At 45.1% G+C, this 23,734-nt stretch carries 16 protein-coding genes; 9 read left to right on the plus strand and 7 right to left on the minus strand.

The annotated features are described in order from the left end of the window. Positions 1 to 52: 52 nt before the first annotated feature. The 5 genes from AC1DXF_RS27495 to AC1DXF_RS27515 all read right to left on the minus strand — a co-directional run bounded on the left by AC1DXF_RS27495 (position 53) and on the right by AC1DXF_RS27515 (position 10,135). Positions 53 to 2,353 carry a S9 family peptidase gene (locus tag AC1DXF_RS27495; protein WP_477451892.1) on the minus strand — a complete coding sequence of 767 codons (2,301 nt, stop codon included), beginning with the start codon at positions 2,351 to 2,353 and terminating at the stop codon, positions 53 to 55. 65 nt (positions 2,354 to 2,418) lie between these two features. Beyond that, a complete protein-coding gene (locus tag AC1DXF_RS27500; RefSeq protein WP_477451893.1) occupies positions 2,419 to 4,218 on the minus strand; it encodes a DUF885 family protein in 1,800 nt (599 codons plus the stop codon). A 163-nt stretch (positions 4,219 to 4,381) separates the two neighbouring features. Then, the gene (locus AC1DXF_RS27505) at positions 4,382 to 5,284 is read right to left on the minus strand and encodes an AraC family transcriptional regulator (RefSeq protein ID WP_477451894.1); all 903 of its coding nucleotides are present in this window, start codon (positions 5,282 to 5,284) and stop codon (positions 4,382 to 4,384) included. 416 nt (positions 5,285 to 5,700) lie between these two features. Beyond that, positions 5,701 to 7,086 (minus strand): SusD/RagB family nutrient-binding outer membrane lipoprotein, encoded by a 1,386-nt coding sequence (locus tag AC1DXF_RS27510; RefSeq protein ID WP_477451895.1) that lies wholly within the window; start codon positions 7,084 to 7,086, stop codon positions 5,701 to 5,703. Between the two features lie 25 nt (positions 7,087 to 7,111). Then, a complete protein-coding gene (locus AC1DXF_RS27515) occupies positions 7,112 to 10,135 on the minus strand; it encodes a SusC/RagA family TonB-linked outer membrane protein (protein ID WP_477451896.1) in 3,024 nt (1,007 codons plus the stop codon). A gap of 326 nt (positions 10,136 to 10,461) precedes the next feature. On the opposite strand from AC1DXF_RS27515, the gene AC1DXF_RS27520 reads away from it, so the two are divergent. The 6 genes from AC1DXF_RS27520 (at position 10,462) to AC1DXF_RS27545 (ending at position 17,791) form a co-directional block, all read left to right on the plus strand. Continuing rightward, positions 10,462 to 12,837 (plus strand): beta-L-arabinofuranosidase domain-containing protein, encoded by a 2,376-nt coding sequence (locus AC1DXF_RS27520; protein ID WP_477451897.1) that lies wholly within the window; start codon positions 10,462 to 10,464, stop codon positions 12,835 to 12,837. Positions 12,838 to 12,840: 3 nt separating this feature from the next. Further along, on the plus strand, positions 12,841 to 15,246 hold the full coding sequence (locus AC1DXF_RS27525) for a glycoside hydrolase family 127 protein (RefSeq protein WP_477451898.1): 2,406 nt from the start codon (positions 12,841 to 12,843) through the stop codon (positions 15,244 to 15,246). 202 nt (positions 15,247 to 15,448) lie between these two features. Continuing rightward, on the plus strand, positions 15,449 to 16,051 hold the full coding sequence (locus tag AC1DXF_RS27530) for a hypothetical protein (RefSeq protein WP_477451899.1): 603 nt from the start codon (positions 15,449 to 15,451) through the stop codon (positions 16,049 to 16,051). A 69-nt stretch (positions 16,052 to 16,120) separates the two neighbouring features. After that, positions 16,121 to 16,300 carry a DUF1684 domain-containing protein gene (locus AC1DXF_RS27535; RefSeq protein WP_477451900.1) on the plus strand — a complete coding sequence of 60 codons (180 nt, stop codon included), beginning with the start codon at positions 16,121 to 16,123 and terminating at the stop codon, positions 16,298 to 16,300. 203 nt (positions 16,301 to 16,503) lie between these two features. Further along, complete coding sequence (locus AC1DXF_RS27540) at positions 16,504 to 17,106, plus strand: hypothetical protein (protein ID WP_477451901.1); 603 nt, start codon at positions 16,504 to 16,506, stop codon at positions 17,104 to 17,106. An 82-nt stretch (positions 17,107 to 17,188) separates the two neighbouring features. Further along, entirely contained in the window at positions 17,189 to 17,791 is a 603-nt protein-coding gene (locus AC1DXF_RS27545) for a DUF1684 domain-containing protein (RefSeq protein WP_477451902.1), read from the plus strand. An 85-nt stretch (positions 17,792 to 17,876) separates the two neighbouring features. On the opposite strand, the gene AC1DXF_RS27550 is transcribed toward AC1DXF_RS27545, so the two are convergent. Continuing rightward, positions 17,877 to 18,500: an alpha/beta hydrolase gene (locus AC1DXF_RS27550; RefSeq protein ID WP_477451903.1), complete on the minus strand. Its 624-nt coding sequence runs from the start codon at positions 18,498 to 18,500 to the stop codon at positions 17,877 to 17,879. Between the two features lie 2 nt (positions 18,501 to 18,502). Further along, entirely contained in the window at positions 18,503 to 19,438 is a 936-nt protein-coding gene (locus tag AC1DXF_RS27555) for a ring-cleaving dioxygenase (protein WP_477451904.1), read from the minus strand. Between the two features lie 450 nt (positions 19,439 to 19,888). On the opposite strand from AC1DXF_RS27555, the gene AC1DXF_RS27560 reads away from it, so the two are divergent. Genes AC1DXF_RS27560 through AC1DXF_RS27570 form a run of 3 tightly spaced genes read left to right on the plus strand, consistent with a single transcriptional unit; the run spans position 19,889 to position 23,269 of the window. Further along, complete coding sequence (locus AC1DXF_RS27560; RefSeq protein ID WP_477451905.1) at positions 19,889 to 21,604, plus strand: IlvD/Edd family dehydratase; 1,716 nt, start codon at positions 19,889 to 19,891, stop codon at positions 21,602 to 21,604. 9 nt (positions 21,605 to 21,613) lie between these two features. Continuing rightward, the gene (locus AC1DXF_RS27565) at positions 21,614 to 22,384 is read left to right on the plus strand and encodes an SDR family NAD(P)-dependent oxidoreductase (RefSeq protein WP_477451906.1); all 771 of its coding nucleotides are present in this window, start codon (positions 21,614 to 21,616) and stop codon (positions 22,382 to 22,384) included. A gap of 9 nt (positions 22,385 to 22,393) precedes the next feature. Continuing rightward, positions 22,394 to 23,269, plus strand: coding sequence for an SMP-30/gluconolactonase/LRE family protein (locus AC1DXF_RS27570; RefSeq protein ID WP_477451907.1), 876 nt, complete (start codon positions 22,394 to 22,396; stop codon positions 23,267 to 23,269). Positions 23,270 to 23,734 lie beyond the last annotated feature (465 nt).

Raw genomic sequence — 23,734 nt, forward strand, 5'->3', positions numbered from 1 at the left:
AAAGCACAGGGCATATCGCTCTGTGCTTTTCCATTTATCATGTTTCCCCGACTTAAAACCCTGCCGTTGCCGATGTTGTTTCGCCGCTATTCCGTGCGGGAGGATCAGTACCCAGTAAATGCTTTACAAAAAAATCGCGTTTCCTCTGGCGGCCATAAACACCACCATCACCGTGGCCCATGCCCGGCACGGTAAGCAAATCAAAAAACTTATTGTTTTTAATCAACGCGTCGGCAAAACGATAGGTGGACTCGGGTGGAACGTTGGTATCGGCCTCGCCTACTATCAGCATTAAATTGCCTTGCAGCTTTGCGGCGTTGGTTATGTTTGATTGTTCGGCATAATGCGGGCCTACGGGGTAACCCATCCATTGCTCGTTCCACCACTGCTTATCTATTCGGTTATCGTGGCAGCCACAGGCAGATACTGCCGCTTTATAAAACTCGGGGTGAAACAATACCGCACCGGCCGAATTTTGCCCGCCTGCTGATGTGCCATAAACACCCACCCTGCTGATATCAGCCTGCGGATATTTGGCTGCCAGCGCTTTCATCCATAAAATCCGATCGGCAAAACCCGCGTCGGCAAGGTTATGCCAACATACGTCATGAAAAGCTTTGGAGCGGTTGGCGGTGCCCATGCCATCAATTTGTACCACAATAAAGCCAAGCTGGGCTATACTTTGCATCTCGTTAACGGCTGCAAAGTTTTTAGGCACAAATGAATCCTGTGGCCCGGCGTAAATATTTTCAATTACGGGGTAACTTTTAGCGGCGTCCATATTGGCAGGGCGATAAACTACGCCCCAAATATCGGTTACCCCATCGCGCGCCTTAGCTACAAACACTTCGGGCAATTTTATGCCGGTATTTAATAACGGGGCAAGATCCGGGTGTTCCAGTTCGATGATTGGTTTAAGCGTGGCAGTGTTTTTCAACACAATATGAGGCGCTACATTTACCTCCGACCAGGTATCGATATAATATTTCCTATCTGGCGAAAAAGTTAAGCGATGGTTACCTTTTTCGGGCGTCAAATCAACCATGTTGTTGCCATCAAAACCAATACGGTAATAGTGAATAAAATAAGGGTCTTCACCCGCGTTTTTGCCGCTGGCTGTAAACCATAGCTGCCTTTTGTTTACGTCAACACTATCAACATCCCGTACCACCCAATTGCCTTTGGTAATTAGTTTTTCTTTGCCGGTAAGCTCATCAACCAGGTAAATATGCCGCCAGCCGTCTTTTTCGGTCATCCAAACTACCTCATGCGTTTTGGGGAGATAACGCGTATATAATCGTTGTTCGTAAATAAAGGTGTTTGTTTTCTCGTCGATGATATTGCGGGTTTTTCCTGTTTGTACATCCACCTCAATTACCCTGAACCGCTGGTGCCCCCTGTCAACCTTTTCATAGGTATAATAGCGGCTGTTACCATCGCGCCAGTGCAGTATGGGCGCTCCAAAAAAATCAATCTTTTCGGCATCAACGGCCAGCTTGCTTTTATCGGTTATGTTAAAAATAAAGGGCTGGTATGATGTAAATTCATCGCCCGGCTGGTCGTACTCATGCGATTCGAGTTGGCCCCTCGTAGTGCCCGGTACCGAACTTAATACGTAATATACCTTTTTTGTTTTTTTAGGATCGGTAAGGTAAGCCACCAAATGCTTACTATCCGGCGACCATGTGATTTCGGCATATGGCTTATCATTTGTACCATCAGTTGTAAACTGTATTTCGGCAGAGCCCTTTAATGCCCTGGCATACAAATTCCCGTTCCTGATAAAAGCCATCCATTGCTTATCAGGCGAAACAGAATCGGTAACATTAGCCTCCCAGCGATAAGTGCGTTTTTGCAGCGGGGCGGTTGGGTCGTACTCCTTAAAAACGGTATCGGTAGTTTTTTCGCAATGGTAATTGCTTAAATCGCATTTAAGCCAGTTTTTGCCGGTTTTAAAAGTAACCTGTTTTTCATCAGCGCCATAAAACATGGCCACGATGCGCAGCTTATTTGCTGGTACAGGTTTACCTAACGCGGCAGCCACAGCATCGGCCATTTTTTTGGTATCAAAGGCCTGATGTTTGGTTTGCTTTCCGGCATTAACAAAGTAATATTCGGTAGCATCGGCCCCGGCACGCTTATCATACCAAAACTGCTTGCCGTTTGCCTGCCAGTTGGGCCTGATATTGGTTACAACCGGAATCTTTTTCCAGGCAGAATCCAACCTGTCGGCATTGGCATAGGCCTGCAGTATTTGTTGATGGGTTGGCAAATATGGGGTGACCGCGGGCTTTTGGGCGTAGCTAAAGTTAGCTGCAAAAACCAGCAACAAACAAAAACGAGTGTATCGCATTTGGAGACAGATGAAATTGATGAATGTTTTTAATGCCGCCCGGCACTAAAACCGGGCTGCATTTGTTATTTATTGAAATCGTAAAACTTCCAGCTGGTAGCAAAATCCCTGGTTAATGGCTGGTTGATAAATGTGGCCCGCATCATTTCAATTGGGATAAGGTTTTGCTTCATAAACGTATCATGAAATTGTTTGTAGCTCATTTTACCACTGTCAACCATCTCTTTTTTAAGCTCCATAATTTGCAGGCCGCCCAACAGGTAGGCTACCTGGTAAAGCGGGCTGTAGCCCCCCTCAAATGAGCGCCGCACTTCGCCTGCGGCATTGGCTTTTTCGTGACCTACACGGTCAATCAAAAAGTCGATACATTGCTGCGGCGTCCATTTGCCCAGGTGATAGTTGAGCGAGAAGATAATCCTTGCGCAACGGTGCATGCGCCAAAAAAGCATCCCTACCCTTTCTTCGGGTGTTTTTGCAAAGCCTTTATCATACAATAACAACTCCCAGTATAACGACCAGCCTTCTACCCCAAATGGGGTCACAAAATCCTGCCGGTAAGCTTTATACCGGCTGTTCATAAAATATTGCAGGTTATGGCCGGGTATTAATTCATGCTGTACCGTTCCCCTCGAAAAATAAGGGTTGTTGCCGCGCATGCTCATCAGCTTATCCTGCGCTTCCATACTATTGGTTGGGTACGATATCATGATCTCTTTACCACCCAAAAAGAACGGGTTAACCAATTGCCGCTCGGGCGACATCATCGTCATTCCCCAGGTTTCTTCGGCCAATGGCGGTATCGTGATCAGGTCGCGTTCTTTAATGAAGCTAATGGCGTCGTTATATAATTTCACAATCAGTTCCGGCTGATGGCCTACCGGCACATAGCTATTCTTTACCTTTTCCAGCGCTTTTTTCCAATCGCTGCCGAAACCCATTTCCTGCGATGCCTTTAACATTTCCTTATCGCACCAGGCAAATTCTTTATTAGCCAGCAGGATCAGCTCTTCGGGGGTATAGGGTATCATTTCGGCCTGTAACTGGCTTATCAGGGCATCGCGGCCAATAGGCACGCCCTTTATGCCGCTGCTATCGGGCTTTTGGGTTGTAATTACTTTGCCTTTGCTCAAAGCTATATCGCTGTACTTGCCAAGGGCGGCATCAAGGGCTTTATAAGGCGCGGGCACCCACCATGTAAAAGCGGGATCGTATGTATTATAAAAACTATAAAAGTCTTTCAGGCGACCCTTAAGGCCTATCAGCGCTTCTTTGGTAATGCGCGCCAATGGCATATCCAGGCTGGGCAGTTTTTTATAGGCCGCGGTATCGGCTTTTAATTGTTTTAGTATGGCGGTTAATTCGGTTGCTACTTTTTCGCCATCCATAAAATCGCCATGACGGCGTTTCTTTTCAAGGGCGTAAATACCATCGGCACATGACAGGTATTTGGCAACCTGGTTATACTTTTCCTCTTCATTTTTCAGGTCATTCAGGTCGAATTTTATCCTTTTTTTTAGCAAAATATAATCTACTTTACCATAAATGCTCATCGATTCAAAATCGGCCTGTTGTAATTGCTTCAGGTAATCGTTATCAATCTCAACCAGCCTTTTGCGCTGCTCGGGCGAATTAAGCACATTCATTTTATACTCATCCTCGTTATGCTCGTTAACATAATAAGGCGAGTAAAAATCTTTTATGGCATTAATATCCTGCCCGTAACGAATGATAGTGCCCGCCATTTCGCTGGTTTGCTCATAAAGGGCATTGTTAGCGGTAGCCGTTTGTGCCTTGCCCGCCAATGAGCAGGTTGCTAAACAAAGTACAGCGAAAAAGGTAGTGGTTGTTTTTGTGATGGTAAACACAGTTTAGTTTTTTAGATGGTAAGTTTGAAAGCCTAAAGCAGAAAGCGCAAGGCTTAAAGCTAAAGAACTGTTGATTTATTGACAAGTTTAAAAGCTTAAAGCTAAAAACGCAAGGCTTAAAGCTAAAGGACTGTTGAATTAATTGACCCTGCCTGGTGGCATGTTAGCTTGCAGCCCTGTTCAGGCTTACCAGGTTATTGTTATACGAATCGAGGTAGCCGCGCGGCGAGTTGCCTATAACAAATTTAAATACCCGGTTAAAATTGGTGATGCTTTTAAAACCACATTTGTAAGCAACGGTATTAATGCTTTCAAACTTATGGGCTATGAGTTTTTTACAGGCTTCGTTTACCCTTATCTCGTTTAAAAATGAAATGAAGGTATGCCCGGTATGCTTTTTAAAATACCTGCAAAACGATTCGGGTGTCATGAAGGCTACTTTGGCAACGTCCTCCAGGGTTATCTGCTCGCTGTAATGCTGCATAATAAAATTGTAAATATTACCTATCCTTATCCCCTCATTCTCGGTGATGCCCGGCAGATTGCCATAGGTTGATAAAGGATCGAGCTTTACTTTCATATTCACCAGCGCCTTAAGCAGGTTAAAAAACTGAACAAGCTGATCTGTGCCGCCGGCGTTTCTTAAAGCTATCATGGTTTGCGATACCTTGTCGGTAGCGCTGTGGGGTATTTTAAACCCTTGCTGGTGCTGCTGCAAAAATATTTTGCTTGATTTTAGCTCTGGTAAATCAAACAGCGGGGCCAAAGTTCCTTCTGGGTTGAAGAAAATAGATATGGCCTCAATTTGTTTATCGCCGCCGTTTACAAAATATTCGGGATTGCTTTTAAACACATGCGGTAAATTGGCGCCCAGTAAAAAAATATCGCCCGATGAATAATCATGCATATTGTTGCCTGCAATCAGCGTCCCCTCTCCTTTCTGGATCCAGGTTATCTGTATTTCTTTATGGCGGTGCAAATAAGGATAATGGTATGGAAGCGAAACTTTTTCTGCTATCACGCTCTTATCATGGGGTACAGGGATAGTAAATTGTAAAACTTTCATATTAATTATTTTAATTACTGTTAATGTCCTATGAATTTACAATTACTTAACTCTAATAACCAACATTTTACCTTAAACGGGTAAAATGCTGCTATCATCTGTTAATTTCATGCAGATTGACCGGTAAAAACATTGACCGATGACCCTTTTTTCAGCCAATTCACCAACCCGATTAAATGTTAGATATACAATAATAAATTACATTTTATGACTATCACTTAGGTGTTTGACTCATTACTAAATCGGTTAATTGTTACATAAACAATTAAAAGTAAATTGACAGACACCGCTCGTTTTGCGAAGAATTCAAACGGACCGGAACGCCTGACAACTAAAATTGCGCGGCAAAAAAACACCCGCATCCTGTTAGGGAATACGGGTGCAATAATTATACTATTAACAAGGGGATTAGGCAATTATTTAACATCCCACCAAAGCCTGTCGGTTAGTTTAGCCGTTTGCTGTGGCTGCGGGTTGGATGTAATTTCGGCCTGCGGATATAGCACCCTGCGTGGTATGGCCGATAGCGCGTTTGGCACAACAGGCAAAACAGGGTAGCCTGTACGCCTGTAATCAGTAAAATTTTCCAGCGAAAGGAAGTTGGCTATCTCTTTTTCCTCGATGATCAATTGCTGGGCATTGCTGCTTGTTAGTGCTCTTGAAGCCAGGTAGGTATTGGCATTAGCCGTACTTATGCCAAGCTTGGTCATGTGCGATAAAACCGCGCTTTGGTAAACAGGTGCTGCGCTTGCATAGTCCGATGTTATCAGTGTAGCCTCGGCCTTTAAAAACAATGCTTCAGAATAATTTACAATGTAATTGGTGGCTTCGGTTGCGCCATAAAAGTCGCCGGGGCGCGAGTAGTCTTCCAGTTGACCAATGGTATTTAAACCCTGACCAAGGCCTGTGTATAAGCCTGTTGCCGTAGCCGGGGCTACCATCTTGCTTAAGCGAGGGTCGTTACGGGTTGAAAAGCCATTAACAAAAGTACTACCCAAAACAACCGTACTGGCCGATATGAAGTTTTGCTGCCACGGGTTTTCGCCGCCGGCCGCGCCAGTATAGGCCATTTTAAAATCATCATCGTTTGATTGCATGCCCTTTGCCAACGCGGTAAGCGCCAGTTGGGCCTGCGCTGATGCGGTGTAACCCGGCGCTTTGGTTAGGTGCATGTAATAACGGGCTTTTAAAGTGTAGGCCAATTTTGTCCATTTACTCATATCACCGGCGTAAAAAAAGTCGTCGCCGCCAGGTTTTACCGTACCGTTTTTGGCAATATCGGCAATACCGGCGTCCAATAAACTTTGTATCTGGGTATAGATATCTTTTTGCGCGTCATATATAGGCGTAAAATCAGCGCTTCCTTTAAAGGCCTGCGAATATGGCATATCTCCCCAAAGGTCGGTACCCGTACCAAGGCAGTATGCTGTTAAAATTTTAGCTATCCCGGCGTAGTTTGATTTTCCGTCGGTTGTAGCTTTTTGATTTAGCGTTACCAGGTTATTCAGGCAGGTTACATACAGGTTGCCCCAGTCGCCATCCATATCCGAGTTATACATCAGGTACGTGCCTGCATTAGGTGCTACCTGGTTAAGGGCAGCAACCTGCATATATTCCTGTACAATTACGGCTACGTTGCCCGCATGCAGGCTTGATGATATATCCAGTTCAACCGGCGCCAGGATCTGGGCCTCGGCCACGTCAATGGGCTGATTGGGGTTCTGGTTTACATCTATATATTTTTTACACCCCGAAGCACTTATCAGGATACATGATATTAAAATCATTGATATTTTTTTCATGATACTTTTTTGTTTGATAAATGGATTAAAGTGTGAATTTTAAGCTGAAGTCGATAGAACGGGAGGTTGGGGTAGAGAAGGAATAAATACCCTGCGAGCCGTTTGATGCACCAAATGAGCTTACTTCCGGATCGCCGCCGGTAAAATGCGGCGCATAAATCCACAGGTTACGACCGGTTACGCTAAAATTAAGCGTTTTAAAAGGAGTACTTTTTAACCATAATGGTTTTACAGTATAACCTACACTCACATTCCGCAACTTAATATAGGTACCATCCTGTATTACCGATTCAGTGATACCATTTATACGCTGGTAATAAGCCTGGCCGTTAACAGAGATAGTATTGGGCTGGCCGGTTGTAGCGCTTATACCATCAACCACCCTTGGCCCGCGGTTTTCGGTAACTTTGGGTGTTCCATAAAAATATCCGTAGCCGTCAACATTGTTTTGGATGTCGCCGCCTTTTTTCACATCGAAAAAGAAGCTCAGGTTAAATTGCTTATAACGCAGATTACTGCTGAAACCGCCCGTCCAATCAGGATTGGTATTACCAATAATTCCCTGTGTATCGTCGGCATAAGGTAAACCACCGGCATCAATCAATAATTTACCCTGGGCGTTGCGTGCATAACGTGTGCCATATATAATACCGTAAGGCTGGCCTACAATAAGCGAGGTAAAACCGTTGCCCAGTTGTTGCAAATCGCCGTAAAGGTTTAATACCTTATTACGGGTACGCGTAAAGTTCATGGTTACCGACCAGTTAAAGTCCCTGGTTTTAACGGGTACCACGTTAAGTAATAACTCAATGCCTCTATTTTGCATTACACCGGTATTTACCGTTGTACCGCTATAACCTGTTGAAGGGGCTATACTTACACCAGGAATGATACCATCTACAGTCTTTTTAGCAAAATATGATGCTTCCAGGCTTATCCTGTTGTTAAAAAATCCGGTTTCGAAGCCCGCTTCAAACTCGTTTATTCTTTCGTTTTTCAGGAAAGGGTTACCCAATGTTGAACTAAGCAAGAATCCCGACTGGCCCTGGTAAGGGAAAGTAATATTGCGGATAGTTTGGCTGTAGTAAGGCGTAGTAAGTGAATAAGCGCCTACGTTACTGCCACCAACTGTAGCATACGAAACCCTGAATTTACCCAGGTTCATCACATCCTGGAAATCTTTGGAGAAAAATTCCGAAAATATAAAGCTGGCCGCTGCCGATCCGTATGGATAAAAATTATTGGATGTTGACAGTACCGAACTGCCATCATACCTGCCGGTAAGAGAAAGTATCAGGAATTTTTTATAATCGATGTTGGTCTGCAGGTAAAAACCTATTCTGCGCACCAACGCATGGCTTTCAGAATAGCTTACCGTAGATGCCGAACTAATGTTATCTAAATCGGCCACCGAAAGGCCAACGCCGTTGGCGTACGAATTTTCGGTATACTGCGAAAAAATATTATTTCCCAAAACACCGTCAATGTTAAAATCGCCAAACTGATGGTTACCGCTGATAATCAGATCGTTATTGATCTGCCTGAAATTCGCGTTATTAACTACAATACGGCCATTAGGGTTAGATACCGAATTGGCAGATTCATGGTATTTATCCTGCTCAACATAAACATCGGCACCAAAACGCTCGGTTATGGTAAGCCATTTTAAAGGCTTGTAATCTGCAGTAAAAGTTGGCATAAAGCGGTTTACACCCGATTTGTTGGAGATATTGTCAAGCACCCAGTAAGGATTGTTCCTGGAGTAGCGGTATAAACGTTGCGTTCCGTCGGCATTTTCATATGGCTGCAGATTATATGATACGGGAGCGGTAAAAATTGTCCATACCGGGCTCTCTAAAGCCCAGCCTTCGGGCAGCCTGTCGTTTTGCGAATTGGAATAATTTAGCTGGAACGTGGTGGTCAGGTTAGGCAGAATCTTAGCACCATACTTGGCAAACAACGAATTACGGATAAACGAGGTAGTTGGCACCGTGCCCTGCTGATTAAAATTAGAATACGATATATAGTAGTTTGAAGCTTCGCCGCCGCCATTAATGCTCACCACATTATTATAGGTATGGCCGGTTTTAAAGAACAGGTCTGATTGATTGTATTTTTTTGCAGCCTGGCCGTTTATCTTCAGGGTATCCATCAGTGGCCCCCAGGAAGTGCTGGTTTTTAAAGTTGTACCATCATAAAACTGACCGTTTGTTCCCTGCGCGTATTTACTTTGTATTTGTGGCAGCAGTGGGTTTTCCGACGAAAAATCAGACGAGAAATTGACGGTAGCTTTTTTGCCGGCCGATCCTGTTTTGGTGGTAATGATAATAACACCATTGGCACCCAACGAACCATATAACGCTGTTGCTGCCGCACCTTTTAACACGTTGATGCTTTCAACAATGTTAGGATCCAAATCGGCAATCCTGCTTGTTCCAGGGCCGGAGTTAAGGTTACCTGTTTCGCTGTTATCAATCGGGATACCGTCAATAACCATCAGCGCGTTGTTATCGCCATAAAATGACGATGCGCCGCGAACTACAATACGGGTAGAGCTGCCCGGGTTACCCGATGAACTGGTAATTTGCACACCGGATACCTTACCGGCAATGTCGTTAACAATGTTAGGATCTTTACCCTGAACCAGCTCGGCGCCTTTTACTTCCTGGCTGCTGTAGCTTAGCACCCTTTTATCGCGCTTTATGCCAAGCGCGGTAACAACAACTTCGCTAATCGCCTTGCTATCCTCAGGTAAAACAACATTGATTTCAGTTTCGCCGGTAAGCTTAACTTCTTTGGGAATGTACCCAATGGCCGAAAAGTTAAGCGTGCCAGTACCCGGGTAGCTAATGCTAAACGCGCCATTAATATTGGTACTTACACCTTTGTTAGTGCCTTTTAATCTGACAGTGACACCGGGGAGGGGCAAGCCTTTATCGTCAGATACTTTTCCTTTTACGGTAACTGTTTGGGCATTAGCGTTAATGCAAAATACAAACAGCGTTACTAAAGGTAAAATGAACTTTTTTAGTAATTGTTTCAACTTCATAAATTAAAGTTTTGGGGTTAAAATCTATTTATCTACAACCTGATTTTCAGATATGTAAATCTATTTGCCCCCAACACTGCATTTTTTACAAAATTTTGCCAAAGCTGCCCATATATTAACTTTCTTATTACAATGGCATTAATAAATTGTAATTATTGCATAAAGCCCGCCAGTAATGGCTATTTTACTATTAACATTAATAAAACCCCAAAAATGCTAATGCCACATAAAAAGGGCTAATATCCGGCTAAAACCTGCCAATTATTATCCATAAACATTCATTTCATCCCGGTAATTTTATAAATTGAATTTATAGTATTAACCTTATGCTAATGTTTGTAAACAAGTATTTTAAAATAAGCTGCTGTGCCGTTGTGTGTTTTATTGCTGCAGAAAAAACGCAGGCGCAATCCTATGTACCCGAGTGGAACGATACGCGCTTTAAAGTAAAACCCATTGTTCCGGTTAAGGCCTATAGCTTTGACTTAAAGGATGTACAGCTTTTAGAAAGCCCCTTTAAAAAGGCTATGCAGGTTGATGCCGCTTATTTATTAACTATCGAGCCCGATCGTCTGCTGTCAGGCTTCCGTTCGCACTCGGGCTTACAGCCTAAAGGGAAAATATACGATGGTTGGGAAAACTCGGGCCTGGCCGGGCATACCCTGGGGCATTACCTATCGGCCATTGCCATGCACTACGCATCAACCCGCGGCCCGGAGTTTTTGAAACGGACAAACTATATAGTAAGCCAACTGAACGAATGCCAGGTGGCACGTAAAACCGGCTATGTTGGGGCTATACCCAAAGAAGATACCATATGGGCTGAAGTAGCCAAAGGCGATATCCGTTCCCGCGGGTTTGATTTAAACGGCGGCTGGTCGCCGTGGTATACAGTACATAAGGTTATGGCCGGGCTTTTGGATGCCTATTTATATACTAACAATACACAGGCCCTCAAAATATGCCAGGGCATGGCCAACTGGACAGGCGAAACCATCAAAAACCTTGACGACGACAAGCTGCAAAAAATGCTGCTTTGCGAGTATGGCGGCATGGCCGAAACCCTGACCAATTTATACGCCATAACCGGCGACAAAAAATATCTCGATCTATCGTACAAGTTTTATGACAAGCGCATATTAGATCCGCTTGCCGAAAAGAACGATATATTGCCCGGCAAGCACTCTAATACCCAGATACCTAAAATAATAGCCAGCGCCCGCCGGTACGAACTTACCGGCGACGTAAAGGACAAAGCCATAGCAAATTTCTTTTGGGAAACCGTTACAGGCTTTCACTCCTACGCAACCGGCGGCAACAGTAATTACGAATACCTTACCGAGCCGGGTAAACTAAATGACAAGCTTACCGAAAACACTACCGAAACCTGCAACACCTATAATATGCTAAAACTTACCCGCCATTTATTTGCGGTTGAGCCTTCGGCAAGGTTGATGGATTATTACGAAAAGGGTTTATATAACCACATCCTGGCATCGCAAAACCACGAAACAGGCGGGGTATGCTATTTTGTGCCTCTGCGCATGGGCGGTAAAAAAAGCTACAGCACCCCCTTTGATGATTTTACCTGCTGCGTAGGCTCGGGCATGGAAAACCATGTAAAGTATAACGAAAGCATTTACTTCAGAGGTGCCGATGGCAGTGTTTATATCAACCTGTTCATTCCGTCCGTATTAAACTGGAAGCAGAAAGGGCTGAGCATTAAACAGGAAGGCAATTTGCCTTCGGCCGATCAAATGGCCTATACCATCAACCTTACAAAACCGGCCACATTTGCCATTCGCATCCGCAAACCCAAATGGACAAGCAACCCTGCAATCAGCATCAACGGAAAAACACAACAGCTTACACCCGATGCGGAAGGTTATTTTGTGCTGAACCGCAAATGGCGCAATAACGATAAAGTAACGTTTACTACGCCCGAGAATTTATATACCGAGGCCATGCCCGATAATGCCAACAGGCGCGCCATATTTTATGGTCCGGTGTTACTAGCCGGTGTTTTGGGCAACACCGAGCCCGACCCGCTAAAGGGTGTACCCGTTTTTGTAACCAGCGAAACCGACCCCAACAAATGGCTGCAGATGGTTGATAAAACGCAGTTAAGCTTCCGTACCGAAAACGTATCAAATCCCGAAGAAGTGAAGCTGATCCCCTTTAACCAAACCAAAAATGAATATTACTCGGTTTATTGGGATGTATTTACGCCGGATGCCTGGGTGGTGCAGCAAAAAGCTTATGACGAGCAAAAGAAAAAACAACAGGAACTGGAAGCCCATACTACCGATGTTTTACGCATAGGCGAAATGCAGCCCGAGCGCGACCATAATTTTGCCGGCGAAAACACCACTACCGGCGAGGACCATCAAAAGAAATGGCGGTCGACAGAGAACGGCGGCTATTTTACCTATGATATGAAGGTTGATGCCAGCACCCAAAACACGCTCATTAATACTTACTGGGGCATGGATAACCGCGGCCGTACATTTGATATCATGATAGATGGCACCAAAGTGGCAACCGAGGATTTAAACAAGTACAAAGAGAGCCGTTTTTACGATATCAGCTATCTTATCCCAATTGAGTTAACCAAAGGCAAGCAAAAAGTAAGCGTTAAATTATTACCAAAAAAAGACAACAGTGCAGGCCCGGTTTATGGCAGCCGCATGGTTAAAAACTAAAATATGATGACCAGTAAAATTAAAATAGCCTGCCTGTTGCCGGTATCGGTATTAGGTGTAAGCAGCAAATTATTTGCCCAGCAAAAGGATTACCCCATTCAGCCTGTTGCATTTACCAGTGTGCATGTGAACGATAAATTCTGGCAGCCCAAAATGGAGGTAAATGCCAAGGTGACTATTCCCTATGTGCTTGCCCAATGTAAAAAGAACGGCCGCATGGATAACTTTTTACGCGCCGCCAAACAATTGGATGGCGATAAGCTAAGCGAATTCCCGTTTGACGACACCGACGTGTACAAAGCCATTGAAGGGGCATCATATTCCATGCAAAACAAAAAGAACCCTACGCTGGATAGGTACATCGATACGCTCATCAATATTATTGGGGCGGCACAGGAACCGGATGGTTACCTGTATACCTTCCGTACTGTTAACGCCAAAAAACCGCATGAGTGGATTGGCGATAAGCGCTGGGTGAATGAAGAGGTATTAAGCCATGAATTGTATGATTGCGGGCATTTATACGAAGCCGCCGTAGCACATTACCAGGCTACCGGTAAACGTACTTTGCTTAACATCGCCATAAAAAATGCCGACCTGCTGGTGAAAACCTTTGGACCGGGCAAAATTGAGGAATACCCCGGCCACCAGATTGTGGAGATAGGCTTATCCAAAATGTACCGCGTTACCGGCAAAAAAGAATACCTTGAACTGGCCAAGTTCTTTTTGGATGTACGTGGCCCCAAAGGCGACTCCTACAACCAGGCCAATAAAAAAGTGGTTGACCAGCACGAAGCCGAAGGCCACGCTGTACGTGCAGCCTACATGTATACCGGCATGGCCGATATTGCTGCACTAACCGGCGATACCAAATACCTGAGCGCCATTGATGATATCTGGGGCGATGTGGTTAACAAAAAATTATACATAACCGGTGGTATTGGCGCAACCGGCAACGGCGAGGCTTTTGGTGATGCTTACCAGTTACCCAACATGTCGGCATATGCCGAAACCTGTGCTGCCATTGGCAATGTATACTGGAACAACCGCATGTTTTTACTGCATGGCGATTCTAAATATATCGATGTGTTGGAACGTACACTTTACAACGGCCTGCTTTCGGGCGTTTCGCTGAGCGGCGACCGCTTTTTTTACCCCAATCCGCTGGCATCTATGAACCAGCACCAGCGCAGTGCATGGATAAGCTGCGCCTGCTGCATCAGTAACATGACGCGCTTTTTGCCATCGTTACCGGGTTATGTTTATGCCAAAAACAAAAACGACCTGTATGTTAACCTGTTCATGGGCAGCTCTAGCAACATCAAGCTGACATCGGGCATTGTAAACATTGTGCAAGCGACAGATTACCCATGGAAAGGCAGGGTTGATATCACAGTTAACCCGGCAAAAACTTCGGCGTTCACCTTAAGGGTACGCATCCCTGGATGGGCTAAGCAACAGCCTGTTCCCGGCGATCTGTATTCGTTTATGAATAACACACAGCTGCCTATCGTACTATCTGTCAATGGCAAAGCAACCTCATTTGTAACCGAAAAAGGTTACGCCGTACTAAAACGCAGTTGGAAAAAAGGCGATAAAGTAACCCTTAACCTGCCTATGGAAACCGAAAAGGTGTTAGCAAACCAAAAGGTAAAAGACGATAAAGACCGCTTTGCCTTTGAACGCGGCCCTATTGTTTATTGCCTGGAAGGCCCGGATAACCGTGATAGCCTGGTGCAAAATATCATGATAGATAAAAACGCCATAGCAAACGCCAATTACCAGGCCGACCTGCTAAATGGTGTAGATGTTATAAACGCCGAAGGCAAAAGCACCAAAAGGCAACTCAACAGCGACAAGCTTACCGAAACCAGCCAACAGGTAAAGGCCATCCCCTACTATGCCTGGGCCAATCGCGGCCCAAGCGAAATGACGGTTTGGATTCCTTACGAAGCATCGGCATCCAGGCCGCAGCCGGCACCTACCATTGCAAGTACCAGTAAAGTAAGTGCATCATTAAAAAATAAAAAAATGTTTGCATCTATAAAAGACCAGTATGAACCGGCCGGCTCCAACGATAACAGCTTCCCCTTTATGCACTGGTGGCCCGCTAAGGATACCAGCGAATTTGTACAGTACGACTTTGACGCAGCGCATACCGTAAGCGAATCAAAAGTTTATTGGTTTGACGATGGACCCTGGGGTGGTTGCCGTATCCCGGCATCGTACAAAATATTGTATAAAAAAGATGGGCAATGGGTACCGGTAAAAAACACAACGCCTTATACCATCAGCAAGGATAACTTTAATACAGTGAGTTTTGAGCCGGTAAGTACTACCGCTTTGCGGATGGAAATTCAGCTTTCCGTTGATAACTCGGCCGGCATCCATGAGTGGGTTGTCAAATAAAATTGAATAATATTCCAGATCTCCTTTAACCATTAAGAAATATTTATACCTGAAACAGAACATTACAATTGTAAATCAATTGCAATGTTCTGTTTTCTTTTCACACTTTATTTACAATTTAATCGGAAACTAACCAAAATAACATCCCGATTAAAATTCGGTGTTAAACTTGTCTCTTCATTATTATGAAAGGTGGAGAGATATGGAAAAAAGAATTTACCATACGGCTATCTCAGGCATCAGGACAGCCCTATTTATCATCGTTGGCAGCCCATGGTTTATGGCACATGCCCAGGTGCTTAAACCAGGTACTCTTAAATACCTAATGACCTCCAATGGGTTCAATGACCGCATTGCTTTGGGCGAAGATATCCGAACGCTGCCGATTGGTAAACTAACATACCTCGACGGCGATAGCCGCATTGATGCCGACAGTTGCATAAAATATGCCTACAATGAACCTTATGCTTTTACCCTTGGCGATAGCATAGATCTTGACATGGTAGCTGTCCGCGCTTATAAAGATAAGATAGTGAACATCTACCTGTTTTTTAAACTTTCGGATGCATATAAAGTATTAAAAAAATTCATCAGCCTGTATGGCCAGTTTACCGACAGGCCCGATAGCTACTCGGATATTTATAATTGGAATTCAAGCCTGGTAAGCCTTTCGTTACGCTACCAGTGCAAGGCCGATCTGGGGGTCGCCATTTTTACATGCAAAAAGCTGGAAACCGAAATAGAAGCCGATAAACAAAAAGCAATCAGCCTGTATTATAAACAGGCATTATCCCTCAATTACTAAACCGCTTTTTTCATTTCGTTCGGCTTTAAGTATCGTTGGTACTGATATTAATGACCGGCGTTAACTGTTTTGCGCAGGACCTATAAAGCGCAAATAGACCAGTTTCACCAGGGTTACATGAACGTTTTTTTGACTGATACTTATTGGCCCTTCAGCAATTATTTGTTTCTGCCTTTTACTGATAACACCAACGGACAGGAAACATTTGGCGGCGGCCGGAACATCATTCATGATTGGGCGGTTAAATAGGTGCTGAATATTATTTTGTACAGTATTTAACCTACTGTAAACCAGTGTACAAAAAACTAAACAAGGCAAATGAACAGGAAAAGGCCTGTTCATTTCATTTTTCATAAGCAAGTTTATTAATTAATCAAAAATTAATAAAAATAAGCATAAATTAAAGTTCGGTATTAAACTTGTCTCTCCATCATTATGCAAAGTGGAGAGATATGGAAAAAAGAATTTACCATAGGGCTATTTCAGGGATTAAAATAGTTCTGTTTATCATTGTTGGCTGTCAGTGGTTTATGGCAAATGCCCAAGCGCTTAAAACAGGCTCCATATCGTACTTAACATTAAATAACGGACCCGGCAACAATGTTGTTTTAGGCTCTGATATCAAAGACCTCCAGGCTGCTAACTTATCCTACCTTGATGGCGATACCCGTGTTGACGCCGACAGTTGCTTAAAATATGCCTACAATGATCCAAATGTGTTGGACCTGGGCGATAGCTTAAACCTTGATATGGTGGGCATCCGCGTTTATAGGGATAAGATTGTGAACATTTACCTGTTTTTTAAAATGACGGATGCGTATAAAGTTTTACAAAAATTCATCGGTATGTATGGCCAGTTTACCGACAGGCCCGATAACTATTCGGATATTTATAACTGGAATTCGGGCCTGTTAACCCTTTCGTTACGGTACAAGTACAAGGCCGACCTGGGGGTTGCCATTTTTACCAGCAAAACGCTGCAAAACCAGATAGCAGCCGATAAACAAAGAGCAATAACCCGGGATTACAGTCGGGCATTATCGCTTAATAATTAAACGGTATCTTTCGTTTCATTCGGCATTAAGTTTTGTAATTTATATATTGCCATCAACTAATAAGGCAATAGTTATAAAACTTATGAAATACCTCCTGATCCTGCTATTAATGACCGGCATTAACTGTTTTGCGCAGGACTATAAAACGCAAATAGACCAGTTTCGTAAAGGTTATATGGACGATTTTTTGAAAGATGCCAATTCCCCGTTAAAAAAGGATGATCTACAAAATCTTAGGTTTTATGACGCCGATAGCACCTTTAGGGTTACCTGTAAAGTAACCTTCCTTAGTAACGAAAACAACTTTGTGATGCCGGTATTTCATGGCACAGGCAGCCAGTATGTAAAATATGCCCTGCTCCAATTCAGCCTTAATGGCAAACCGATGCAGCTTTCGGTTTACAAAAGCATTCGTTTATCGCAAAACCCTTTGTTTAGCGATTACCTGTTTTTGCCATTTACCGATGACACAAACGGACAGGAAACATATGGCGGTGGTCGTTATATCGACCTGAAAAAGGGCGAGTTTAAAGGGGACAGCCTGACTGTAGATTTTAATAAGGCCTATAACCCTTACTGCGCCTTTAGCCCTAATTACTCGTGCCCTAAGCCACCGGATGAAAACCGTTTGGCCATGGCCGTAAAAGCCGGCGAAAAGCTATTCGCCGGTAGCGGCAATCATTAAACAGGCAGGCAAAAAATAGCAGGGCGGGTTAAACCCTCCAATGTTCTGGAACATGGAAGTTTAACCCGTCTGCTATTGTCACTCCTTATTTAAACACTATTTGATTGGCCAGGTCTATCTCCTGCTGGCTAATAGTATGTGGCCTTCCGGGGTACACCTTAAGGGTTACATCGGCACCAAGGTTTTTGATGATGGCAACACTTTCCTCAACCCTTGTTAAAGGTACATGCGGATCGGGATTACCGGTGGTGATCAGTACCGGTGTTCCGTTAAAATTACCCTGGTAATTACTAAGGTCGAGGCCCTCGCCTATCAGGCCGCCCGTGAACGCTACGGCACCGCCATATGTTTTGGCATGACGGGTAATACAGTCCAGCGTTAAACAGGCACCCTGCGAAAATCCGAGGAAATAAATTTTTTCTTCGGGGATGCCATCAGCTTTAATCTGTTGCACCAGTTGATCTATCGTATCCAGGGCCGAGTTTAAAGCCGGCTGATTCATTTTATCGCCGGCCATAAAGCTGTAGGGGTACCAGCTACTATTGGTTGCCTGCGGGGCGTAAATAGCCATGCCCTGTACATTTAAGCTCTCGGCCAGGTTGACAATGTTTTGGGCAGTGCCGCCACGACCGTGAATCATGACCAGGGCGGCCCCGGCTTCGGTAGCCGGGGTGCCTGTGGTTATATAATTTTTTTGATGTGTGTACATGATCAATATAATTGAGGTAATGTTTTCTCTAAAGTGCTGCGGAACCTTTCGTGTTGTGCAGGCAATTTTAAATGGGTGCCCAATTCGTCAACCGGTTCGTCAACAGCAAAGCCGGGATTATCGGTAGCCAATTCAAACAATACACCACCTGGTTCGCGGAAGTACAACGAGTAAAAATAGTTCCTGTCTATTTTATCGGTAATGTGCAAACCAAGGGCGGCAATTTTTTCGCGGTATTGCATCAACACTTCCTCGTTTTTAACGCGGAATGCTACGTGGTGAACCGAACCACCGGCCACATGGCCAGCAACTTCGCCGGCAACTTCAACCAGGTCGACAATGGCGGCGTTTTCAACCGCATCGGTAATAAAGCGGTAACGGTTTACATGCTGCTCCAGCAAACGGTAGCCAAATACGCCTGTTAAAATATCGGCCGTAGGCTGCATTTTATTGGTGGTAATAGTTACACTGTGGAAACCTTTGGTAGCGTTTTCGGCCTTAACGTCAGCTGTTTCCCATGGCAAACGGTTATCGGAAGTTTTTGAAGCTATCAATTCCAGTTTTAAGCCATCGGGGTCTAAAACGGTAAGGTATGGTTCCCCAAATTTTTCGGATACCTTGTTGTATATGACATTGTTGGCATCAAAACGTTTTAGCCAAAAATCAAAGCTGCTTTCAGGAACCGAGTAACCAATTTCGGTAGCCTGGCGTGCGCCCCTGCGGCCTGCAGTAATACCTTCCCAGGGGAAAAAGGTAAGGATAGTACCGGGCGTACCCTCTTTATCGCCATAGTATAAATGGTAAGTTTCAGGATCGTCGAAGTTTACGGTTTTTTTAACCAGGCGTAAACCCAGTACGTTGGCATAAAAATTATAATTGCGTTTGGCATTGCCTGCTATTGCTGTAATGTGGTGAATGCCGTTTACTGTATTTTCCATGATGTTGATTATTTTATGTGTTGCTGTTTTATTTACATCAAAAGTAAGGCGAGATTGGCAAGGGAAACTTGACCTACAACAAGAAATGAAAAGGAACATATTTTTTTCGTAGAGAGCATAATTGCGTCTCTCGCATGCAAATTGAACATGCAAATCACACCATTATTGGGGTTCCCCTCTCGAGAGGGGGTGCGAAAGACTGAGCGGTGGCAGGGGTGTGTTAACCGGCGTTCATTGCCGCTTCATTAACACACCCCTCCGCCCCTCTCAAGAGGGGAATCGCACTTTCCCTCCCTTTTTAACACAAAAGCAAATTATGCGCCTCCGCAGAAAAAAGAAAACCAGCCATCCATTCCCCCCCAATAATTAAATATTGCGGTTATATTTGTTGAACACCAGTTAAAACTTACCCGCAGGCTTGGCCCCCGGGCTGCAAAACAATATCAACCAATGGACGAGCAAGAACTACGAAGCGGGGCATGGTTTGGCCGTAAAGGCAAGGATGGCTTTATTTACCGCGCCTGGATGAAAAACCAGGGCATCCCCGACTATGAATTTCAAGGCAAACCGGTAATAGGCATCTGCAACACCTGGAGCGAGCTTACCCCCTGCAACGCTCATTTTCGCGAGCTTGCCGAATCGGTAAAACGGGGCATTTTAGAGGCCGGCGGTTTCCCGGTCGAGTTCCCGGTGATGTCCCTTGGCGAAACGTTAATGAAACCCACCGCCATGCTGTACCGCAACCTGGCCAGTATGGATGTGGAAGAATCAATCCGCGCCAACCCGTTGGATGGTGTAGTATTGCTTTGCGGCTGCGACAAAACAACCCCATCATTGGTAATGGGGGCCTGTAGTGTAAATATCCCCACCATTGTGGTATCTGGCGGGCCAATGCTTACCGGCAACCACCGGGGCAAGCAAATAGGCACCAGCGACGTTTGGCGCTATCATGATGATGTACGATCTGGCAAGATCATAGAAGAGGAATTGCTCACCATCGAGGCGGCCATGTGCCGCAGCCAGGGGCATTGCGCCGTTATGGGCACAGCTTCATCTATGGCTTGTATGGTAGAGTCATTGGGCCTTTCGCTGCCGGGCAACGCTGCCATCCCCGCTGCTGATTCCAGGCGGAAGGTTTTGGCCCAGCTCTCGGGATTACGCATTGTGGAAATGGTTAAGGAAGATTTGAAACTTTCGGACATACTTACCCGGCAGGCTTTTGAAAACGCCATCATGACCAACGCCGCCATAGGCGGATCAACCAATTTTGTGATCCATTTGCTGGCTATTGCTGGCCGCATTGGAGTGCCGCTTGAACTGAAGGATTTTGACCCCTTATCAAAAAACATCCCGCTGATAGCCAACCTGCAGCCATCTGGCCAATACTTTATGGAAGACCTGTTTTATGCCGGCGGCCTGCCTGTTGTTTTAAAAGCACTGGATGGCATACTTCACCGGGATGCCATAACGGTAAACGGCAAAACCATTGCCGATAATTACAGCAATGCCGTGGGTTATAACAGCAACGTAATTACTACCGTTGATGCGCCTTTTAATACAGCTACCGGTCTGGCCATTTTAACAGGTAACCTGTGCGAGTCGGGCGCGGTTATCAAACCATCAGCGGCCAGCGCGCATTTAATGCAGCATACCGGCAAAGCCGTAGTGTTTGAAAACATCGAAGATTTTAAAGCCCGTATTGATACCGACGAACTGGAGGTAGATGAAACCAGCGTTTTGGTATTAAAAAATGTGGGCCCCAAAGGCTATCCCGGTATGCCCGAAGTTGGCAATATGGGCATCCCCAAAAAGCTATTGGAAAAGGGAATTACCGATATGGTGCGCATATCCGACGGACGCATGAGCGGAACCGGCTTTGGCACCGTAGTACTACATGTATCGCCGGAGGCAGCCGCAGGCGGCAATTTTGCCCTCATCAAAACCGGCGACCTGATAACGCTTGATGTGCCCAACCGAACATTAAATGTGGCTATCAGTACCGAAGAGTTTGCCGAACGAAAGCGTCAATACATTCCGCCCGAACCGGTTACCAATCGTGGTTATGTAAAATTGTATATCGACCATGTGCAGCAGGCGCACCTGGGGGCCGATATGGATTTCCTGGTGGGTGGTTCGGGCAGTAAGGTTTTAAGAGATTCACATTAAGTTGATATAATGAGTTTTAACAATAAAGTAGCCATAGTAACCGGCGCAGGCCAGGGCATAGGGTTCGAAATTTGCCGCATGCTGGCCCAAAAAGGCGCTACCGTAATATTAAATGATATAGATATCGATTTAGCAAAAAACGCGGAAGGCCTGATCAACCAAAACCATCCGGATAGTTGTTTAGCTATGCCCGGCGATTCAAGCGACTTAGGTTTCATCAATAACATGGTTGATACTGCCGTAAAGTTATACGGCCGGCTGGATATTGTGATAGCCAATGCCGGCATTACGTTGTATGGCGATTTTTTTGCTTATACCAAGGAAGCATTCTCCAAAGTAATGGACGTAAACCTCGGCGGCTCATTCTTTTTAGCGCAGGCCGCCGCTAAACAAATGAAGGCGCAGACCAATGGCGGGGCAATCCTTTTTACATCGTCGGTAGTGGGGCACCAGGCGCTTAAAAGCCTTGCGGCCTATGCCATGACAAAAGCCGCGTTAGAGATGCTGGCTAAAAACCTGGTGATCGAGCTTTCGCAGTACCGCATCAATGTAAATACCGTTGCGCCAGGCGCCACCTTAACCGAACGTACTACGCAGGAGGCGGATTATGAACGGGTATGGTCGGCCATTACCCCCATGGGCAGGCCGGCTTATGTTACCGATATTGCCCATACGGCGCTGTTTTTGGTATCGGATGAGGCCAAACACATTACCGGCCAAAGCCTGATTGTTGATGGCGGCTGGACATCGGTAAGTACTTTGCCCGATGGCATTAAATAAAATAACAGGATGGTAGAAGTAGTAATTAACCACGCCAGTTTTTTGGGCGAAGGCCCGGTTTGGGACTGGCGTAATAACATTTTATACTGGGTTGATATTATGGGCGGCCATATTCATGAATACAACCCCGAAAACAAGGCTTTCAGAACCATTGATGTTAAACAAATGGTTGGCGCGGTAACGGTTTGCAGCGATGGGCAATTGCTTGCCGCGTTAAAAAACGGGCTGGCTATGGTTGACCGAGAAACCGGCCAACCGGCATTTTTTGCCCAGCCCGAAGCTCATTTGCCGCAAAATCGTTTTAACGATGGCAAATGCGACCCGGCCGGCAGGTTCTGGATCGGGTCGATGGCTATTGACGAAACGCCGAACGCCGGGAAACTGTATACGCTGGATGGTAACCTGCAAACCGCGCCCAAAATACATGGCACAACCATATCTAACGGAATGGCCTGGAGCCCCGACCACAAAACGTTTTACTATATCGATACGCCGACCATGAACGTGGTGGCCTATGATTTTGATGTACACAGCGGCACAATCTCCAACAAAAAAACGATGATTACTATCGACGAAAAAGATGGTTACCCCGATGGCATGACCATTGATACCGAAGGCATGCTGTGGATTGCCCACTGGAACGGCTGGCAGGTAAGCCGCTGGAACCCGCACACCGCAACCAAATTATTTACCCTGCCCCTACCCGTAGCCAACGTAACCTCCTGCACCTTTGGCGGCCCGGATTTGACCGATATATACATCACCACCGCCCAAAAAGGCCTTACTGCCCGCCAGCTGGAACAACAACCTATGGCAGGTAAGTTATTTGTGTGGAGGGATTGTGGGTACCAGGGAGTGAGGGCTTTTGAGTATAGAGGTAAATGATCTTTTACTGCGAATGATTACAGCCCTACGCGCCTCGAAAATATAACTTGTCATGCTGAGTGGTAAAATTTCGCAAAATTCTGAAGGTGGATTACATCGGTTAATCCCCAATGTCATGCCGAACTTGTTTCGGCACCCCACATGCTAAGTGTACTTCATGCGGGTCACCTGTCCTGTGGGATCCTGAAACAAGTTCAGGATGACTTCCGTTTTTTAACTTGCTTTGGGTAGTTATCAAATTTAGGTAAACTCTGAAGGAGGGGTGACATACAAAAATAAAAGACTGTCATGCTGAGGTACGAAGCATCTATTCGCGAACTTTTCTATCGGTCATGCATAGCTGATAGATCCTTCGTTCCCCAGGATAACAGGAAAATGGGATATGTCATGCTGACAAAGAAAGCATCGAATATCCAACACCGAAGTTTTTCCTCCATTATTCGAAATTGGACATTCGGTGTTGAA

This window comes from Mucilaginibacter sp. P2_A5 (genome assembly GCF_056404995.1).

Coding starts and splice junctions, on each gene's coding strand:
- AC1DXF_RS27570 (WP_477451907.1), top strand. CDS start 22,394: ATGGTAGAAGTAGTAATTAACCACGCCAGTTTTTTGGGCGAAGGCCCG.
- AC1DXF_RS27495 (WP_477451892.1), bottom strand. CDS start 2,353: ATGCGATACACTCGTTTTTGTTTGTTGCTGGTTTTTGCAGCTAACTTT.
- AC1DXF_RS27555 (WP_477451904.1), bottom strand. CDS start 19,438: ATGGAAAATACAGTAAACGGCATTCACCACATTACAGCAATAGCAGGC.
- AC1DXF_RS27520 (WP_477451897.1), top strand. CDS start 10,462: ATGCTAATGTTTGTAAACAAGTATTTTAAAATAAGCTGCTGTGCCGTT.
- AC1DXF_RS27545 (WP_477451902.1), top strand. CDS start 17,189: ATGAAATACCTCCTGATCCTGCTATTAATGACCGGCATTAACTGTTTT.
- AC1DXF_RS27515 (WP_477451896.1), bottom strand. CDS start 10,135: ATGAAGTTGAAACAATTACTAAAAAAGTTCATTTTACCTTTAGTAACG.
- AC1DXF_RS27505 (WP_477451894.1), bottom strand. CDS start 5,284: ATGAAAGTTTTACAATTTACTATCCCTGTACCCCATGATAAGAGCGTG.
- AC1DXF_RS27560 (WP_477451905.1), top strand. CDS start 19,889: ATGGACGAGCAAGAACTACGAAGCGGGGCATGGTTTGGCCGTAAAGGC.
- AC1DXF_RS27510 (WP_477451895.1), bottom strand. CDS start 7,086: ATGAAAAAAATATCAATGATTTTAATATCATGTATCCTGATAAGTGCT.
- AC1DXF_RS27525 (WP_477451898.1), top strand. CDS start 12,841: ATGATGACCAGTAAAATTAAAATAGCCTGCCTGTTGCCGGTATCGGTA.
- AC1DXF_RS27565 (WP_477451906.1), top strand. CDS start 21,614: ATGAGTTTTAACAATAAAGTAGCCATAGTAACCGGCGCAGGCCAGGGC.
- AC1DXF_RS27530 (WP_477451899.1), top strand. CDS start 15,449: ATGGAAAAAAGAATTTACCATACGGCTATCTCAGGCATCAGGACAGCC.
- AC1DXF_RS27540 (WP_477451901.1), top strand. CDS start 16,504: ATGGAAAAAAGAATTTACCATAGGGCTATTTCAGGGATTAAAATAGTT.
- AC1DXF_RS27550 (WP_477451903.1), bottom strand. CDS start 18,500: ATGTACACACATCAAAAAAATTATATAACCACAGGCACCCCGGCTACC.